Here is a 17,457-nt window from a genome sequence, read left to right as displayed (position 1 = left end):
ACGGTTTCCCGGGAGGAATGGTATGGCTATGACTTATCATCTGGACGTGGTCAGCGCGGAGCAGCAGATGTTCTCCGGTCTGGTACAGCGTATCCAGGTGTCAGGTAGCGAAGGCGAGCTGGGTATCCACCCGGGCCACGCCCCGCTGCTGACCGCCATCAAGCCTGGCATGATTCGCATCGTGAAGCAGCACGGCGACGAGGAGTATATCTACCTCTCCGGCGGCGTGCTGGAAGTACAGCCGGGCAGCACGACCGTTCTGGCCGACACCGCGATTCGTGGTGAAGACCTTGACGAAGCGCGCGCGCTGGAAGCGAAACGTAAAGCAGAAGAGCACATGAACAGCAGCCACGGCGACGTGGACTATGCTCAGGCCTCTGCAGAGCTGGCGAAAGCTATCGCGAAACTGCGTGTTATCGAGCTGACCAAAAAAGCGATGTAATCAGGCTTATGCGTCATGAAATGCCAGCCCTCCGGGGCTGGCATTTTTTTTGCCCGGCGCCCGGCAAACCCGTTGTCATGCACCCTCCCTGACTCCCCTTTCCGCTTTCCTCCGGTTGTCTAATTTCGCCATGAGAAAAATGTAGTAATCTCAGGGGTAAACCTTACACTTTCGAAAGTTAAATTGAGTCTGGAAAATTATGTCTGTAAGCGCGATGAGTGTGGTGATCCTGGCCGCTGGCAAAGGCACCCGTATGTATTCCGATCTGCCTAAAGTTCTGCACACGCTGGCAGGTAAACCCATGGTGCAGCATGTTATTGATGCCGCTACCGGGCTTGGTGCCCGGCAGGTTCACCTGGTCTATGGTCACGGGGGGGAACTGCTGCAGCAGAAGCTGGCGCACAACGCCCTGAACTGGGTACTGCAGGCGGAACAGCTCGGCACCGGGCACGCCATGCAGCAGGCAGCGCCCTTCTTTGCGGATGACGAAGATATTCTGATGCTGTATGGCGACGTCCCGCTTATCTCGCAGGCAACGCTGCAGCAGCTGCGCGCGGCGAAACCTGAAGGCGGCATCGGGCTGCTGACCGTGGTGCTGGATAACCCCACCGGCTATGGCCGGATTGTGCGTGAAAACACGATCGTGACCGGCATTGTTGAACAGAAGGATGCATCTGCTGAGCAGCTGGCTATTCAGGAGATCAATACCGGTATCCTGATCGCCAGCGGCGGCGATCTCCGGCGCTGGCTGGCACAGCTCGACAACAATAACGCACAGGGTGAGTTCTATATCACCGATATTATCGCGATGGCGCATCAGGAAGGCCGCGTAATTAATACCGTTCATCCGGCACGTATCAGTGAAACGGAAGGTGTAAATAATCGTCTGCAACTGGCTACGCTGGAGCGCACTTTTCAGCAGGAGCAGGCGGAAAAACTGCTGCTGGCGGGCGTGATGCTGCGCGATCCGGCGCGTTTTGACCTGCGTGGTACGCTGGCGCACGGGCGCGACGTGGAAATTGATATCGGCGTCATCATTGAAGGTGATGTCACGCTGGGCAACCGGGTAAAAATTGGCGCCGGCTGCGTGATCAAAAACAGCGTTCTGGGCGATGACTGTGAGATCAGCCCTTATTCTGTCATCGAAGATGCGACGCTGGCCGCCGCCTGCACGGTCGGGCCGTTTGCCCGGCTGCGTCCTGGCAGCGAACTGGCTGAACAGGCGCACGTCGGCAACTTTGTGGAAATGAAAAAGGCCACGCTCGGCAAAGGCTCCAAAGCGGGCCATCTTTCCTACCTGGGTGATGCGGAAATAGGGGCGGGCGTTAACATCGGCGCCGGCACTATTACCTGCAACTATGATGGCGCTAACAAGTTTAAAACCATCATTGGCGATAACGTCTTTGTGGGATCGGATACGCAGCTGGTGGCACCGGTCACCGTTGCCGCAGGCGCCACCATCGCTGCCGGTACTACGGTGATGAAAGATATTACCGCCGCCGATCTGGTCTACAACCGCAAAGAACAGCAGCAGAAAGCGGGCTGGCAGCGCCCGGTGAAGAAAAAATAAATTTTAAGGGCCGGCAAAGATCGGCCCGTTTAGCAGTGCCATAACGATATCCCCACTCTCTACAAGGCTCGGGGAACCGGCGCAGCCGGAAATCAGGTCAGATGACAACGCAATGGCCGAAAGCCATGAAGTCAGGAAACGAATATGTGTGGAATTGTTGGAGCAGTAGCGCAGCGTGACATTGCAGAGATCCTGCTGGAAGGTCTGCGTCGTCTGGAGTATCGCGGTTATGACTCAGCCGGTCTGGCGGTGGTCGATCGTCAGGGGCACGTGACGCGTCTGCGTCGCGTTGGCAAAGTGGCTAATCTGGCGGAGGCCGCAGATCAGCAGCCGCTGATTGGCGGTACCGGTATTGCCCACACCCGCTGGGCCACGCACGGTGAACCTTCTGAGGCAAATGCGCATCCGCACGTCTCAGAGCAGATCATCGTGGTGCATAACGGCATTATCGAAAACCATGAGCCGCTGCGCGCGCAAATGATCGAACGTGGCTACCATTTTGCCTCCGAGACGGACACCGAAGTGGTGGCGCATCTGGTGCACTGGGAGCAGAAGCAGGGCGGCACGCTGCGTGAGGTTATTCTGCGCGTGATCCCTCAGCTGCGCGGTGCTTACGGCATGGTCATCATGGACAGCCGCGATCCGTCGGTGCTGGTGGCCGCGCGCTCCGGCAGCCCGCTGGTGATTGGCCGTGGCGTGGGCGAGAACTTTATCGCATCCGATCAGCTGGCGCTGCTGCCGGTTACCCGCCGCTTTATTTACCTGGAAGAGGGGGATATTGCCGAGGTTACCCGCCGTGAAGTCACTATCATCGATCGCGAAGGCCATCAGGTCCAGCGCGCGGAGATCGAATCAAACGCGCAGTATGACGCGGGCGATAAAGGTATCTATCGCCACTATATGCAGAAAGAGATCTACGAGCAGCCCAACGCTATCAAAAATACGCTGGCGGGCCGCTTCCACGACGGGATTGTCGATCTGCGCGAACTGGGTGAGCATGCAGAGTCGCTGCTGAGCAAAGTAGAGCATATCCAGATCATCGCCTGCGGCACCTCCTACAACTCCGGTATGGTATCGCGCTACTGGTTTGAATCACTGGCGAATATCCCGTGTGACGTTGAGATCGCCTCTGAATTCCGCTACCGCAAATCCGCAGTTCGCAAAAACAGCCTGCTGATCACCCTGTCGCAGTCGGGTGAAACCGCCGATACGCTGGCGGCGCTGCGCCTCTCCAAAGAGCTGGGTTATCTTGGCTCACTGGCTATCTGTAACGTCGCCGGCTCTTCGCTGGTGCGCGAATCCGATCTGGCGCTGATGACCAAAGCGGGCACGGAAATTGGCGTGGCTTCCACCAAAGCCTTTACCACGCAGCTGACGGTACTGCTGATGCTGGTGGCAAAACTGGGTCGTCTGCACGGCATGAAGCCGGAAACGGAGCATGAGATTGTGCACGCGCTGCAGGCGCTGCCAAGCCGTATTGAGCAGATGCTGGCGCAGGATAAGATCATCGAGAGCCTGGCAGAAGATTTCTCTGACAAGCATCATGCGCTGTTTCTTGGCCGCGGCGATCAATACCCGATCGCCATGGAAGGTGCGCTTAAGCTCAAAGAGATCTCCTATATTCATGCCGAAGCCTACGCGGCCGGTGAGCTGAAGCACGGCCCGCTGGCGCTGATTGATGCCGATATGCCGGTGATCGTGGTCGCACCTAACAATGAGCTGCTGGAAAAGCTGAAATCCAACATTGAAGAGGTGCGCGCGCGCGGCGGCCTGCTCTATGTCTTCGCCGATGGCGATGCGGGTTTCAGCGACAGTGAAGGGATGAAAATCATTTCACTGCCGCATGTTGAGGAAGTGATTGCCCCTATCTTCTACACCGTGCCGCTGCAGATGCTCTCTTATCATGTGGCGCTGATCAAAGGCACCGACGTGGACCAGCCGCGTAACCTGGCAAAATCGGTTACCGTTGAGTAATCGCTAAGCCGGGCGGGCCTGCAACGGGCCCGCCCGGTTTTTATCCTCGTCATAAAACTGTCACATTTCGTACATTTCGCTGTCATCAAACTGTCCTATTTTCCCTCCAGCAGCAATCACTGACTCCAACTAAAACGGCGTTAAGCCTGATTTATACTCCCCCGGAGGGAACATGACACTGATGCGTAGCACCGTAGCCCGAATCCTCGCCGCCACTTTCGCCGTCAGCGCATTTTCTGCGTTTGCCGCCACCGATCTGACCGGCGCTGGCGGGACCTTCCCGGCCCCGGTTTATGCCAAGTGGGCAGCAGAGTATCAGCAGGCCACCGGTAGCAAAATCAACTATCAGGGGATCGGCTCTTCGGGTGGCGTAAAGCAGATCATCGCAAAAACCGTGGATTTCGGTGCTTCTGATGCGCCGATGAAAGAGGAAGATCTGCAGAAAAATGGCCTGTTCCAGTTCCCGACCGTTATCGGTGGCGTGGTGCTGGCCGTTAACATTCCGGGTGTGAAGTCGGGCGAGCTGACGCTCGATGGCAAAACCGTAGGTGACATCTACCTCGGCACCATCAAAAAATGGAACGATCCGGCGATCGCTAAGCTGAACCCGAACCTGAAACTGCCTGACACCAATATCAACGTCGTGCGCCGCGCCGACGGCTCCGGTACCTCCTTTGTGTTTACCAGCTATCTGACCAAAGTGAACACGGACTGGGCAAGCAAAATAGGCAAAGGCAACACCGTTAACTGGCCAACCGGTCTTGGCGGTAAAGGCAACGATGGCGTGGCCGCTTTCGTGCAGCGTCTGCCGGGTTCAATTGGCTATGTCGAATACGCCTACGCGAAACAGAACAACCTGACCTACACCAAACTGCTGGATGCGGATGGCAAGCCGGTGGCCCCGAGTGAAAGCAGCTTTGCCAACGCCGCCAAAGGCGCTGACTGGAGCAGCTCGTTTGCTCAGGACCTGACGTTCCAGAAAGGTGACGACGCGTGGCCGATCGCCTCCACCACCTTTATCCTGATTTACAAAGATCAGGCTAATGCGGAGAAGGGCGCAGAAGTGCTGAAGTTCTTTGACTGGGCCTATAAAGGCGGCAGCAAAACCGCCACGGCGCTGGATTACGCGGCGCTGCCGGAGAGCGTAGTGACGCAGATCCGTGCGGCATGGAAAGCGAATATCAAAGACAGCAGCGGCAAAGCGCTCTGGCAGTAAGCCATTGTCAGGCTCGGCTACTGGCTGAGTATCCCGGGGGCGGCCGCCTGGTCGCCCTGCATATCCTCTGAGAACCGAGAATTTTATGGCTGCTACCAAGCCGGCATTCAAAGCACCGGGTAAGCAAGGCGACATGATTTTTGGCGCGCTGGTTAAACTCTCTGCGCTGATTGTCCTGCTGCTGCTGGGTGGCATTATTGTCTCCCTGATCGTCTCCTCCTGGCCCAGCATTCAGAAGTTTGGCTTCGCCTTTCTCTGGACCAAAACCTGGGATGCACCAAACGAAGAGTTTGGCGTACTGGTGCCGATTTACGGCACGCTGGTGACCTCACTGATCGCATTAATCATCGCGGTACCGGTAAGCTTCGGGATCGCACTGTTTCTGACCGAGCTGGCACCCGGCTGGCTGCGTCGTCCGCTGGGCACCGCCATTGAACTGCTGGCGGCCATCCCGAGCATTGTTTATGGCATGTGGGGCCTGTTTATCTTCGCGCCGCTGTTTGCCGAATATTTTCAGACGCCGGTTGGCAACGTCCTCGCTAACATTCCCATCGTCGGCACGCTGTTCTCCGGCCCGGCGTTTGGTATCGGTATCCTGGCCGCAGGCGTCATCCTGGCGATTATGATTATTCCTTATATCGCCTCGGTAATGCGTGACGTCTTTGAACAGACGCCGGTGATGATGAAAGAGTCCGCGTATGGCATCGGCTGCACAACCTGGGAAGTGATCTGGCGAATCGTGCTGCCGTTTACCAAAAACGGCGTCATCGGGGGTGTGATGCTGGGACTGGGGCGGGCGCTGGGAGAGACCATGGCGGTGACCTTTATTATCGGTAACACCTACCAGCTCGACAGCGCTTCGCTGTTTATGCCCGGCAACAGTATCACCTCCGCGCTGGCTAACGAGTTCGCTGAAGCGGAATCGGGCGTGCATGTCGCTGCGCTGATGGAGCTGGGTCTGATCCTGTTTGTGATCACCTTTATCGTCCTGGCGATCTCGAAGCTGATGATCCTGCGGCTGGCAAAAAGTGAAGGGGCCCGTTCATGACCGCAATTGAAATGCAGAGCCGTACTGAGCTGGAAGCCTCGCGCCGCAAAATGCAGGCGTGGCGCAGTACAAAAAATAAAATCGCCCTGACGCTGTCGCTGCTGACCATGGCGTTTGGCCTCTTCTGGCTGATCTGGATCCTGTTCACCACGGTGACTAAAGGCATCGACGGGCTGAGCTGGTCGCTGTTTACCGAATCAACGCCGCCGCCCAACACCGCCGGCGGCGGGCTGGCAAATGCGCTGGCGGGCAGCGGCCTGCTGATTTTCTGGTCCACCTTTTTCGGTACGCCGCTGGGCATTATGGCCGGGATCTGGCTGGCGGAGTATGGCCGTAAGAACTGGCTGGCAGAGGTGATCCGCTTTATCAACGACATTCTGCTCTCCGCGCCCTCTATCGTGGTCGGACTGTTTGTCTACACCATTGTGGTATCACAGATGCAGCACTTCTCCGGCTGGGCAGGCGTTGCGGCGCTGGCGCTGCTGCAGATCCCGATTGTGATCCGTACCACCGAGAATATGCTGCGGCTGGTGCCGGACAGCATGCGCGAAGCGGCATACGCGCTGGGCACACCGAAGTGGAAGATGATCTCAGCCATCACGCTGAAAGCGTCTGTTTCCGGCATCATTACCGGCGTACTGCTGGCGATTGCGCGTATCGCAGGTGAAACCGCTCCGCTACTGTTTACCGCGCTCTCCAACCAGTTCTGGAGCACTGACATGATGCAGCCGGTGGCCAACCTGCCGGTCACTATTTTCAAGTTCGCCATGAGCCCGTTTGCCGAATGGCAAAGCCTGGCGTGGGCAGGCGTGCTGATCATTACGCTGTGCGTGCTGCTGCTGAACATTGTTGCCCGCATGATCTTCGCCAAAGGCAAACACTAATTTTCCGGCGCGGCTCTGGCGGCGCTGTATAAGAGAGATGAGCAATGAGTATGGCAACCCCTTCTGCCGGTAAAATCCAGGTGCGTAATCTGAACTTTCATTATGGTAAGTTCCACGCGCTGAAAGATATCAACCTGGATATTGCCCGCAATCAGGTCACCGCGTTTATCGGCCCGTCGGGCTGCGGTAAATCCACGCTGCTGCGCACGTTTAATAAAATGTATTCGCTCTACCCGGAGCAGCGCGCAGAAGGTGAGATCCTGCTGGATGGCGACAATATTCTCGCGTCGCACCAGGATATCGCCCTGCTGCGCGCGCGCGTCGGCATGGTATTTCAGAAGCCAACGCCGTTTCCGATGTCAATTTACGACAACATCGCCTTCGGCGTGCGCCTGTTTGAGAAGCTGTCGCGCGCGGATATGGATGAGCGCGTGCAGTGGGCGCTGACCAAAGCCGCGCTGTGGAACGAAACCAAAGACAAGCTTCATCAGAGCGGTTACAGTCTTTCCGGCGGGCAGCAGCAGCGTCTCTGCATCGCGCGCGGTATCGCTATCCGGCCGGAAGTGCTGCTGCTGGATGAGCCCTGCTCGGCGCTGGACCCGATCTCCACCGGCCGCATTGAGGAGCTGATCACCGAGCTCAAGCAGGATTACACCGTGGTGATTGTGACGCACAATATGCAGCAGGCTGCCCGCTGCTCCGATCATACGGCGTTTATGTATCTTGGCGAGCTGATTGAGTTCAGCGACACCGACACGCTGTTTACCAAACCCGCGCAGAAGCAGACTGAAGATTACATCACCGGTCGTTACGGCTGATTCAGGAGAGACTCATGGATAATTTAAATCTTAATAAACATATCTCCGGTCAGTTTAATGCCGAGCTGGAGCATATTCGTACGCAGGTGATGATCATGGGCGGCATGGTGGAGCAGCAGCTCACCGACGCGATTACCGCCATGCATAATCAGGATGCGGAACTGGCACGCCGGGTGATTGAAGGCGACCAGAAGGTCAATATGATGGAGGTAGAGATTGATGAGGCGTGCGTGCGTATTATCGCCAAGCGTCAGCCTACCGCCAGCGACCTGCGGCTGGTAATGGCCATTATCAAAGCGATCTCTGAGCTGGAGCGTATTGGTGACGTGGCGGAAAAAATCAGCCGCACCGCGCTGGAGAAGTTTGGCCAGCAGCATCTGCCGCTCTTGGTCAGCCTGGAGTCGCTGGGCCATCATACGGTGCAGATGCTGCATGACGTACTGGATGCGTTTGCGCGCATGGATCTCAGCGCTGCCATCACCATCTACCGTGAAGATAAAAAAGTGGATAAAGAGTATGAAGGCATCGTGCGCCAGCTGATGACCTATATGATGGAAGATCCGCGCACGATCCCCAGCGTGCTGACCGCCCTGTTCTGCGCGCGCGCGATCGAGCGTATCGGCGATCGCTGTCAGAACATCTGCGAAATTATCTTCTATTTTGTTAAAGGGCAGGATTTTCGTCACGTTGGCGGCGACCGGCTGGATGAACTGCTCTCCGGCGACGACGGCAGCAATCGCCCTACCTGACCCTCTCCTCCGGCTGCCTGTGCGGCAGCCATTACCATTTCTGATTGGTCACTCCGCCGCCCGCTCTTTATACTTGGCGCACTTTTTTTCGCCAGGTGCTCTTTTATGTCCCTTTCCCGATCTGCTAAACCAGCCGTTACGCCGGCTAAAGCGATGCTGGCCGCAATCAGCGGCTACGCGATGGATGGATTTGATCTGCTGATCCTCGGTTTTATGCTGCCGGCCATCAGCGTGTCACTGATGCTTGACCCGTCACAGGCGGGATCGCTGGTGACCTGGACGCTGATTGGCGCAGTGATCGGCGGTATTCTGTTTGGCCACCTCAGCGATCGCTTTGGCCGGATCCGTATCCTGACCGTAACGATACTGATGTTTTCACTGTTTACCGGCCTGTGCGCGGTGGCGCAGGGCTACTGGGATCTGCTGGCGTACCGGACTCTGGCCGGGGTGGGGCTGGGCGGCGAGTTTGGTATCGGTATGGCGCTGATCGCCGAAGCCTGGCCGCAGGAGAAGCGCAACCGGGCATCGGCCTGGGTCGGCATCGGCTGGCAGCTCGGTGTGCTGCTGGCCGCCTTTATTACGCCGCCGCTGCTCAGCGTGATTGGCTGGCGCGGCATGTTTCTGGTGGGTATGCTGCCGGCACTGCTCTCATTCGTGCTGCGGCGCAGTATGGGTGAGCCGGAGAGTTTCACACGGCAGGTAAAAAGCGTACCGGCACTCTCATTTACCGCCCGCATAAGGCTGTTGTTTGCTGACCGCGCCACCCGTAAAGCGAGCCTGGGTATTTTTATCCTCTGTTCGGTACAGAACTTTGGCTATTACGGTCTGATGATCTGGATGCCGAGCTATCTCTCCTCCAGTTTTGGTTTCAGCCTGACAAAATCGGGGCTGTGGACCGCGGTGACGGTGGTGGGCATGACCCTGGGTATCTGGCTGTTTGGCGTGCTGGCCGATCGCTTCGCACGCTGGAAAATTTTTCTGTTGTACCAGTTCGGTGCCGTGGTGATGGTGGTGGTCTATGCGCAGCTGCGCGATCCGACGGTAATGCTGTTTACCGGCGCCATCATGGGCATGTTTGTTAACGGCATGATTGGCGGCTATGGCGCGCTGATCTCCGATACGTTCCCGCAGCAGGCGCGTGCTACCGCGCAAAATGTGCTATTTAACCTCGGGCGCGGCGTCGGCGGTTTTGGTCCGCTGGTGATTGGCGCGCTGGCTACGCAAATTTCCTTCACCGCCGCTATTACGCTGCTGGCGCTGATTTATCTGCTGGATATTTTCGCCACGCTGTTTCTGCTGCCTAAGAAGCAAAGCAATGAGGATTCGCTGGGCGCGATAGGCTGATAGCCTGCGCGCATGCCAGGGGCGCATAAATGCGCCCCCTACAGAGCATTGCAGGGACAGCATTAGATGCATCCGCAGGGGCGGCATTTATGCCGCCCTGGTATCAGGCGATGTACGGCGTCTCATGCCAGGGGCGCATAAATGCGCCCCCTACAAAACATTGCAGGGGCGCCGTAGGGGCGGCATTAATGCCGCCCTGATATCAGGCAATGCCGCCGCATATCAGGGGCGCCCCCTACAGAACCTCGCTGGTTGATAACAGCGCCCAGCCGCGCGCCTGCCACAGCGCAGGCAGCTGCGCCATATCATCAAACCGCGTCACCAGCGGATGATCAATTGCGGGATTATGCGCATCGGCGCAGTAGTAAAACACCGGAATACCTGCAGCAATGCCGGCGCGAACGCCCGCTTCGGAATCATCCACCAGAATGCAGCGTTCAATCGGCACTTGCATCTGCTCTGCGGCGTGGAACATCAGCTGCGGATCGGGTTTCCATGCCTGAATGTCATAGCCGCTGTACAGGCGCTCGGTAAACCACGGCAGCATGCCGGTAAGACCCAGTGAATGCTGCATTTTCTTTACCGGTCCGTTAGAAACCACGCATACCGGAACGCGGATCCGCGCCACCAGCTCCGGTGCACCGCCGATCGGCTGCAGCTCCTGCTCAAACAGGCGCGCGACTTCAATACGATAGGCGTGCTCCACCTCTGCTACCGGCAGCGCCTGATGATACTCTTCGCTGATGTCGCGAATAATGTCGTAAAGCTTCACGCCTTTGTACCGCTCAAACATCTGCTGCAGCGACAGCGTGATGCCGTAGCGCGCAAACGTATTCACATAGCCCTGCGTGCAGAGCATTTCGCTGTCGACCAGCGTGCCGTCACAATCAAAGAACACACACTCCACTGTCATCGCCCACTATCCTTCTGATAACTCTTCAGCTTTTACTCTAGCCTGGATTGCCACAGGCAGCAGCAGGCAACCGGTTGCGAAAATTCCGTGTTTTACCGCAATAAAGCCTATAGGATACGCGGCGATAAATTTTTCAGCGGAACAGCGAAATGAAGACTCAGGGCCTGCTGCAGCGCACGTTTAAACTGCAGGAACACGGGACTACGGTACGCACCGAAGTGATTGCCGGGTTCACCACTTTTCTGACGATGGTTTATATCGTCTTTGTTAACCCGCAGATCCTCGGCGCTGCCGGTATGGATACCCAGGCGGTGTTTGTCACTACCTGTCTGATTGCCGCCTTTGGCAGCATCCTGATGGGGCTGATAGCGAACCTGCCGGTTGCGCTGGCACCCGCGATGGGCCTGAACGCCTTTTTCGCATTTGTGGTGGTGGGTGCAATGGGCTACTCCTGGCAGATAGGGATGGGCGCCATTTTCTGGGGTGCGCTGGGGCTGCTGATCCTGACGCTGCTGCGCGTGCGCTACTGGATGATAGCCAATATTCCGCTCTGCCTGCGCACCGGGATCACCGCCGGTATCGGCCTGTTCATCGCGATGATGGGGCTGAAAAATGCCGGCATTATTGTGCCAAACGCGGAGACGCTGGTGGCCGTCGGCGATTTGACGTCGCACAGTGTGCTGCTGGGCGCGCTGGGCTTCTTCATTATCGCTATTCTGGCATCGCGTAATATTCACGCGGCGGTGCTGGTCTCGATTGTGATCACGACCAGCATCGGGCTTGCGCTGGGAGATGTCAGGTTCACCGGTTTCTTTGCGCCGCCGCCGTCAATCTCTGCGGTGGCGGGTGCGGTGGATATCAAAGGCGCATTCAATATCGGTATGGCAGGCGTGATCTTCTCCTTTATGCTGGTCAATCTGTTTGACTCCTCCGGTACGCTGATTGGCGTAACGGATAAAGCGGGTCTGACCGATGAAAAGGGCACCTTTCCCCGTATGAAGCAGGCGCTGTATGTGGACAGCATCAGCTCCGTCACGGGTGCGCTGGCGGGTACGTCATCGGTGACAGCCTATATTGAGAGTTCGTCCGGCGTTGCCATTGGCGGCCGTACCGGGCTGATGGCGGTCATCACCGGGCTGCTGTTCCTGCTGGCAATATTTCTGTCGCCGCTGGCGGCGATGGTGCCGGGCTATGCGGCGGCGGGCGCGCTGATCTATGTCGGTGTACTGATGACGGCATCGCTGTCGCGCGTACGCTGGGACGATCTCACCGAAGCGGTACCGGCCTTTGTCACCGCGGCGATGATGCCGTTTAGTTTCTCGATTACGGAAGGGATCGCGCTGGGCTTTATCGCCTACTGCGTGATGAAGCTGGGCACCGGACGCTGGCGTGAAATTAGCCCCTGCGTGGTGATAGTTGCGCTGCTGTTTGCACTGAAAATCGCGTTTATTGACGCGCACTGACGCTTCAGGTGGCCTGTGCGGCCACCCGATTCAGTGCTGCCGCATCTCCTGCTGCCCGGCCAGGCGTTCGCCGGGCAGACTGGTCAGGCGCAGCGTATGTGAATCCATGTTCGGCTTATTCATTTCAATATCCCGCAGCGCAATCCACTGCTGCTGCGCGTCAATCTCCCACAGTCGCAGATGCCCGGTTCCGGGTGAAAGGGCGCATGACCAGACCAGCGTCGGCTCGGCATCACAGACCGCCTGAATATCGGGAAATAGCGTGGAGCGCAACCGGCCTGATGCCGGATGCAGACGCAGCGAAGAGAGGCCCCGATCTGCTTCACCGGTCAGCTTAAGCACGCTCTGACGTAGCGTCCAGATTTGCGTGGCCGCTTCCATAAAATCCTGCTGTGCATTGATCCACGCCTTTTCACCGGAAGAGAGTTCCTGCATCAGCGCTTCCTGCGTCTGCCGGCTGTGCGCGCGGACAATCTCCATATCCAGTCCGGCACGCCCGCCTTCTTCCGCCAGCAGTACGCCGGTAATATTGCCTGTATAGGAGATGCTGAAATCAGGCAGGTTCGGATCGGCAAAGCAGGGGCGTCCGCTGCTGCTGACGCTCAGCGGTGGCAGCCGATCGATTCCGTAGATACGCAGCATCAGCTGCGCCAGCAGCTCGCGGGCAGCAAGAAAACGCGCGCGCCGCCGGTCGGGCAAACGGGCAGCGCTATCCAGCACATCCGGAGTGATGCGTGAAACCGTTACCGGCAGGGGTGTGGTGCCTGTCCAGCGCACAAAATGACCAGCCATCTGTCGCTCCGTGAAAATGGGCGAATAATCATCAGCGGCATTGTAAGAATTTTCTTAGATGTTTGCATCCGGCTTTCCCGGCAGAGCGATAAATTCAGATAAGACTGAAAATCAGCGCGGGACGAGGCGGGAAAGAGACTCTGCCGGACTGACCGGCAGAGCGCAAACGGGCTGCCAGCTTTCAGGCAAAGGTGGTGGCTTCATCAAAACCGAGTCGCGTCAGGCGCGGATGCAGTTTATCTGCCTCGCCGTAGCCAAGATTGATCAGCATGTTCACCTGCCATTTGCTTTCGCTGAAGAAAGCGGCATTTACTTTGGCGGGATCAAAGCCGGACATCGGACCGGCATCCAGACCGAGCGAACGTGCGGCGAGGATAAGGTAGCCTGCCTGCAGGCTGCTGTTACGAAACGCGGTCTCTTTTGTCAGCTCCGGGCTGCTGGTAAACCAGTTGCGCGCGTCACCAAACGGAAACAGTTTTGGCAGCTGCTCAAAAAACTCCGGATCCCACGCGACAATCACCGTTACCGGCGCCGACATGGTTTTATCCACGTTGCCTGAGGAGAGGGCAGGTTTCAGCCTGGCTTTGCCTTCCGCTGAGGTCACAAATACAAAGCGGCCTGGTGAACAGTTAGCGGAGGTCGGGCCCAGAGCCGTCAGGGTATAAAGCTCCTGCAGCAGCGCCTGTGAAACCGGCTTATCCTGCCAGTGGCTGTGGGTGCGGGCGTCAGTAAACAGCGCATCAAGCGCCGCGCTGTCGAGCGGTGTACTCATGTTTTTCTCCTGTTCAGGTTGCGATGCAGGCCCGATTTTTAGCATGAATAATAGAGGCTGCGCTTAACGCAGCCTCTATCGTTATACTGTAAAGGAGAAAGGGAGCCAAATAACAAAGATGTATGATCGACTGGCAAAGAGCAGTACGCGCTTATTTCCCGTGCATCAGGGGTTCAGCTGAGCTACAGGCATCCCGGCTTATCGGAAATTTATTCCCAGCCCGCTATCAGTCTGGCTGAACGGGCTTTCAGGCCTTCCAGAATGGCGCTGCTGTTGGCATCGGGAAAGCCAGCCGGCAATTGCCGGGTCACACGCTCAATAACAACATCAACAGAGTTAGCCAGTTCTGTCAGGATCTCTTCCATAACAGAACGCTCAAACCCCACAGCTTTCGCCGTTTGGAAAAAATGGCGCGGGAATATCTGCTCAATGGCGTATTTTTCCCCTTGCTGCTTGTCAGGCCCATAGCGAGCCTGGCGTCTCTTCGATTGAGGCCCCGGCCGCCAAACACTGGATAGACAGACAAGATGTCGTAAAAAGGAGTCAGGCGAAAACGCCCTTCCGGTTCAATAAAGACCGAGAAGTTTTTTGCATGGCCATCGGTGGCTGCCAGCAGCCAGAATAATACTTGCGCCTTCATAAAGTGATAACGATCCTGCTCTGCGTTGGCTGAACCCAGCAGAGTTTGCATTATATCGCCTATGCCAGGGCCGCCCTGATTTTCATATTTCCGTGCTGAAGGAACATTTAACACCTGACAAAAATCTTCCTGGGGCAGCCGCATTATCCAGCTACCATCCGAGGCATACCGGCGGTCAAACCGTTTCACAGCCAATGCTTTGATATCATTGATATGCAATATAAAGCAATCAGGGACCGGTAAACCGAACTCTTTTGCCAGTTGCGTGCAGAGAAATTCGTTTTCGACGCTGTCTGACAAGTCGAGACTGTATGAGTGGCTCTCTATCTTGCCGATAGGCAATTTGAGAATATGGGTTGTAGGCGAGGTTCCTCTGGGCTGGCACCAGCAATCATTGCTGAACAGCAAGGCAGTTTTCTCCTGTGCGCCTGCCAGCGATATGCGAAAGTCGTCAATTTCTTCAATCATGCCCAGGGGCGCGGCATCTTTAGGTAGCAGTTGTAGCGCGCCAACAGTATCGGCACCGATTCGTGCCAAAAGGTCGAAGGGCTGGATTGAGTCTGCGTTATAGCGGGCCAGGATTCGGCCTCTGATCTCCGGGTTATCTGGCAATAGATTATCGAAGAAGTTAAACTTCATTGCCCTGATAAGGCTGTCGCCGCAAGGGCATGGAAAGTGATACAGGACGGCTGCCGGTCTGATTAAGCCAGGCCTCAGCATATTGAAATGCATGAGCACCGGTCCCGGCACGGCTAAAAACACCCACCTTATAGCCATTCATGTAGACATCCAGTTCAGCCATTACCACTCCTCTTTCCAGCCTTCAGAGCTTTGGGTATCGCTGCCTTTGGGTTTCACCTCCAGCTCCAGCTCCAGTGCTGACAATATCCTGAAAAAAGTTTCCAGCCTGCTGTTGCCTGGCTGGAGTTCAAAGCTGGATACGGTGTCCTGGCGAATCCCTACCTTGCTGGCCACTTTTCCCTGAGACAGTTTTTTTGACAGACGAACATCTCGCAGGTGAGCGCTGAGCTGGCTGACATTAATAATCTTCATATCGTGGCATCCTGTTAATCGGATGATTTTAATTTACACGCTTAAGCAGGTAAATCAAAGCTTACACGCTATAGCGTGTAAGAAAATTCATGCATGTTATGGTGGGTAATTAGTTGCTGACTGTTATAAACAGTAGCCAGATTATGGACACCCTGGTCAGGAATCGCTTCTGGAAATATTCAAAAAGCAGACCTTATGGAAATTTAAAAGATTGAGGGGAGGGGGTTACCAGTCGCATATCCAGAAAGACGCCTGATGCAGATACCGTTAGGTATCAGAATCAGGCACGAACATTCAAAATAATATTATTATATTCAATTGTTTATTCTATTTTCAGCTATTTCTCGCCGTATTATTTCCCGATACAGAAGCTGGAGAAGATACGGCCCAGCAGATCGTCAGAGGTAAACTCGCCGGTAATTTCGCTGAGCGCCTGCTGTGCCAGCCGCAGCTCTTCCGCGAGCAGCTCACCCGCCCACGCGCCCAGCAGCTGCGCTTTCCCCTGCTGCAGATGCGTGGCGGCACTCTCCAGCGCCTGCAGATGGCGACGGCGCGCAAGGAATCCGCCTTCTATATTGCCGGCAAAGCCCATGCTCTGTTTCAGATGATCGCGCAGCGTTTCCACACCGTCGCCGGTCCGGGCTGAAAGGCGGATTAGCGCATGGCCGTTCATCTCACTCAGCCCCAGGATCTCACCGGTCATATCCGCTTTGTTACGCACCACGGTAATGGGCAGCACCGCCGGTAAGCGTGCCACAAAGTCGGGCCAGATAGCCGCCGCTTCGGTAGCGTCCGTTGTGGTGCCATCGACCATAAACAGCACCCGATCGGCCTGTTCAATCTCCTGCCAGGCGCGCTCGATGCCGATGCGCTCGACTTCATCACTGGCTTCGCGCAGTCCGGCGGTATCAATGATATGCAGCGGCATTCCATCAATATGGATATGTTCGCGCAGGACATCGCGCGTGGTGCCGGCAATGTCGGTAACGATAGCCGCTTCGCGTCCCGCCAGCGCATTCAGCAGGCTCGACTTACCTGCATTCGGGCGTCCGGCAATCACCACCTTCATGCCCTCACGCAGCAGGCTGCCCTGACGCGCTTCAGCGCGTACGCCATTCAGGTCGCCGATCACCGCATTAAGCTGCGCTTCAATCTTACCGTCGGAAAGAAAGTCGATCTCCTCATCCGGGAAATCGATAGCGGCCTCAACATAGATGCGCAGGTGGGTCAGCGCCTCCACCAGCGCATTTACGCGCTGTGAAAACACGCCCTGCAGCGAGTTCACTGCCGAGCGCGCCGCCTGTTCCGAGCTGGCATCAATCAGATCGGCAATCGCCTCAGCCTGCGCCAGATCGAGCTTGTCATTCAGAAACGCGCGCTCCGAAAACTCACCTGGCTGCGCAATACGCAGGCCGGGGAGGGCGACAATACGTTTCAGCAGCAGGTCCAGGATAACCGGTCCGCCATGCCCCTGCAGCTCCAGCACATCTTCACCGGTAAAGGAGTTCGGACCCGGAAACCACAGCGCAATGCCCTGATCCAGCACGCTGCCATCTGCATCGGTAAAGGGCAGATAATCGGCATAGCGCGGCTTTGGCAGCTTACCCAGCAGCGCCTGCGCAACGTCTGCTGCCCGGGTGCCTGAGATACGCAGTATACCGACGCCGCCGCGGCCCGGTGGGGTTGCCTGCGCAACGATAGTATCGCTGTGGCTCATGATCGTCCTCTTGCCCGCGCTGTGCCGGGCTGAAAAATAGAAAAAAAACAGGGCGACATAAA

General features: G+C 56.7%; 15 protein-coding genes and 1 pseudogene. 10 read left to right on the top strand and 6 right to left on the bottom strand.

Features of this window, described 5'->3' with window-relative positions:
• Nucleotides 1-22 precede the first annotated feature (22 nt).
• The 9 genes from C1Y41_RS16590 (at nucleotide 23) to C1Y41_RS16550 (ending at nucleotide 10,045) form a co-directional block, all read left to right on the top strand.
• Nucleotides 23-442 carry a F0F1 ATP synthase subunit epsilon gene (locus tag C1Y41_RS16590; RefSeq protein ID WP_039381436.1) on the top strand — a complete coding sequence of 140 codons (420 nt, stop codon included), beginning with the start codon at nucleotides 23-25 and terminating at the stop codon, nucleotides 440-442.
• Between the two features lie 199 nt (nucleotides 443-641).
• Nucleotides 642-2,012 carry a bifunctional UDP-N-acetylglucosamine diphosphorylase/glucosamine-1-phosphate N-acetyltransferase GlmU gene (gene glmU / locus C1Y41_RS16585; RefSeq protein WP_104085892.1) on the top strand — a complete coding sequence of 457 codons (1,371 nt, stop codon included), beginning with the start codon at nucleotides 642-644 and terminating at the stop codon, nucleotides 2,010-2,012.
• Nucleotides 2,013-2,156: 144 nt separating this feature from the next.
• The gene (gene glmS, locus C1Y41_RS16580; protein WP_039381443.1) at nucleotides 2,157-3,986 is read left to right on the top strand and encodes a glutamine--fructose-6-phosphate transaminase (isomerizing); all 1,830 of its coding nucleotides are present in this window, start codon (nucleotides 2,157-2,159) and stop codon (nucleotides 3,984-3,986) included.
• Nucleotides 3,987-4,158: 172 nt separating this feature from the next.
• Nucleotides 4,159-5,202: a phosphate ABC transporter substrate-binding protein PstS gene (gene pstS / locus C1Y41_RS16575; RefSeq protein ID WP_104085891.1), complete on the top strand. Its 1,044-nt coding sequence runs from the start codon at nucleotides 4,159-4,161 to the stop codon at nucleotides 5,200-5,202.
• Nucleotides 5,203-5,287: 85 nt separating this feature from the next.
• Complete coding sequence (pstC, locus tag C1Y41_RS16570) at nucleotides 5,288-6,250, top strand: phosphate ABC transporter permease PstC (protein ID WP_104085890.1); 963 nt, start codon at nucleotides 5,288-5,290, stop codon at nucleotides 6,248-6,250.
• The gene (pstA, locus tag C1Y41_RS16565; protein WP_039381450.1) at nucleotides 6,247-7,134 is read left to right on the top strand and encodes a phosphate ABC transporter permease PstA; all 888 of its coding nucleotides are present in this window, start codon (nucleotides 6,247-6,249) and stop codon (nucleotides 7,132-7,134) included. The genes pstC and pstA overlap by 4 nt, the downstream gene beginning before the upstream one ends.
• A gap of 44 nt (nucleotides 7,135-7,178) precedes the next feature.
• Nucleotides 7,179-7,952 (top strand): phosphate ABC transporter ATP-binding protein PstB, encoded by a 774-nt coding sequence (pstB, locus tag C1Y41_RS16560; RefSeq protein ID WP_039381453.1) that lies wholly within the window; start codon nucleotides 7,179-7,181, stop codon nucleotides 7,950-7,952.
• A 14-nt stretch (nucleotides 7,953-7,966) separates the two neighbouring features.
• Entirely contained in the window at nucleotides 7,967-8,701 is a 735-nt protein-coding gene (gene phoU / locus C1Y41_RS16555) for a phosphate signaling complex protein PhoU (RefSeq protein ID WP_071668257.1), read from the top strand.
• A gap of 105 nt (nucleotides 8,702-8,806) precedes the next feature.
• Nucleotides 8,807-10,045, top strand: coding sequence for an MFS transporter (locus C1Y41_RS16550; protein WP_104085889.1), 1,239 nt, complete (start codon nucleotides 8,807-8,809; stop codon nucleotides 10,043-10,045).
• A gap of 235 nt (nucleotides 10,046-10,280) precedes the next feature.
• On the opposite strand, the gene yieH is transcribed toward C1Y41_RS16550, so the two are convergent.
• A complete protein-coding gene (yieH, locus tag C1Y41_RS16545) occupies nucleotides 10,281-10,958 on the bottom strand; it encodes a 6-phosphogluconate phosphatase (protein WP_094111672.1) in 678 nt (225 codons plus the stop codon).
• 149 nt (nucleotides 10,959-11,107) lie between these two features.
• Here yieH and C1Y41_RS16540 point away from each other — a divergent pair, with 149 nt between their 5' ends.
• Nucleotides 11,108-12,421 carry an NCS2 family permease gene (locus C1Y41_RS16540; RefSeq protein WP_039381465.1) on the top strand — a complete coding sequence of 438 codons (1,314 nt, stop codon included), beginning with the start codon at nucleotides 11,108-11,110 and terminating at the stop codon, nucleotides 12,419-12,421.
• A gap of 30 nt (nucleotides 12,422-12,451) precedes the next feature.
• Here the strand turns inward: C1Y41_RS16540 and C1Y41_RS16535 are convergent, their stop codons facing one another.
• The 5 genes and pseudogenes from C1Y41_RS16535 to mnmE all read right to left on the bottom strand — a co-directional run bounded on the left by C1Y41_RS16535 (nucleotide 12,452) and on the right by mnmE (nucleotide 17,395).
• Entirely contained in the window at nucleotides 12,452-13,213 is a 762-nt protein-coding gene (locus tag C1Y41_RS16535; RefSeq protein WP_071668254.1) for a 4'-phosphopantetheinyl transferase superfamily protein, read from the bottom strand.
• A 181-nt stretch (nucleotides 13,214-13,394) separates the two neighbouring features.
• Nucleotides 13,395-13,985: a malonic semialdehyde reductase gene (locus C1Y41_RS16530; RefSeq protein ID WP_039381472.1), complete on the bottom strand. Its 591-nt coding sequence runs from the start codon at nucleotides 13,983-13,985 to the stop codon at nucleotides 13,395-13,397.
• Nucleotides 13,986-14,194: 209 nt separating this feature from the next.
• Nucleotides 14,195-15,427: pseudogene (locus tag C1Y41_RS16525) on the bottom strand (type II toxin-antitoxin system HipA family toxin).
• A complete protein-coding gene (locus C1Y41_RS16520) occupies nucleotides 15,427-15,678 on the bottom strand; it encodes a helix-turn-helix domain-containing protein (protein WP_104085888.1) in 252 nt (83 codons plus the stop codon). Before C1Y41_RS16520 ends, C1Y41_RS16525 begins: the two are co-directional and overlap by 1 nt.
• Before the next feature lie 352 nt (nucleotides 15,679-16,030).
• Complete coding sequence (mnmE, locus tag C1Y41_RS16515) at nucleotides 16,031-17,395, bottom strand: tRNA uridine-5-carboxymethylaminomethyl(34) synthesis GTPase MnmE (protein ID WP_104085887.1); 1,365 nt, start codon at nucleotides 17,393-17,395, stop codon at nucleotides 16,031-16,033.
• Between the last annotated feature and the right edge of the window lie 62 nt (nucleotides 17,396-17,457).

It is taken from the genome of Pantoea sp. ICBG 1758 (assembly GCF_002928325.1).
In the GTDB taxonomy this organism is placed as follows: Bacteria; Pseudomonadota; Gammaproteobacteria; order Enterobacterales; family Enterobacteriaceae; genus Pantoea; species Pantoea eucrina.
The sequence above is the reverse complement of the archived record's forward strand: the minus strand, read 5'-3'. Positions and strand labels throughout refer to the sequence as shown.

Coding starts and splice junctions, on each gene's coding strand:
- C1Y41_RS16590 (WP_039381436.1), top strand. CDS start 23: ATGGCTATGACTTATCATCTGGACGTGGTCAGCGCGGAGCAGCAGATG.
- glmU (WP_104085892.1), top strand. CDS start 642: ATGTCTGTAAGCGCGATGAGTGTGGTGATCCTGGCCGCTGGCAAAGGC.
- glmS (WP_039381443.1), top strand. CDS start 2,157: ATGTGTGGAATTGTTGGAGCAGTAGCGCAGCGTGACATTGCAGAGATC.
- pstS (WP_104085891.1), top strand. CDS start 4,159: ATGACACTGATGCGTAGCACCGTAGCCCGAATCCTCGCCGCCACTTTC.
- pstC (WP_104085890.1), top strand. CDS start 5,288: ATGGCTGCTACCAAGCCGGCATTCAAAGCACCGGGTAAGCAAGGCGAC.
- pstA (WP_039381450.1), top strand. CDS start 6,247: ATGACCGCAATTGAAATGCAGAGCCGTACTGAGCTGGAAGCCTCGCGC.
- pstB (WP_039381453.1), top strand. CDS start 7,179: ATGAGTATGGCAACCCCTTCTGCCGGTAAAATCCAGGTGCGTAATCTG.
- phoU (WP_071668257.1), top strand. CDS start 7,967: ATGGATAATTTAAATCTTAATAAACATATCTCCGGTCAGTTTAATGCC.
- C1Y41_RS16550 (WP_104085889.1), top strand. CDS start 8,807: ATGTCCCTTTCCCGATCTGCTAAACCAGCCGTTACGCCGGCTAAAGCG.
- yieH (WP_094111672.1), bottom strand. CDS start 10,958: ATGACAGTGGAGTGTGTGTTCTTTGATTGTGACGGCACGCTGGTCGAC.
- C1Y41_RS16540 (WP_039381465.1), top strand. CDS start 11,108: ATGAAGACTCAGGGCCTGCTGCAGCGCACGTTTAAACTGCAGGAACAC.
- C1Y41_RS16535 (WP_071668254.1), bottom strand. CDS start 13,213: ATGGCTGGTCATTTTGTGCGCTGGACAGGCACCACACCCCTGCCGGTA.
- C1Y41_RS16530 (WP_039381472.1), bottom strand. CDS start 13,985: ATGAGTACACCGCTCGACAGCGCGGCGCTTGATGCGCTGTTTACTGAC.
- C1Y41_RS16520 (WP_104085888.1), bottom strand. CDS start 15,678: ATGAAGATTATTAATGTCAGCCAGCTCAGCGCTCACCTGCGAGATGTT.
- mnmE (WP_104085887.1), bottom strand. CDS start 17,395: ATGAGCCACAGCGATACTATCGTTGCGCAGGCAACCCCACCGGGCCGC.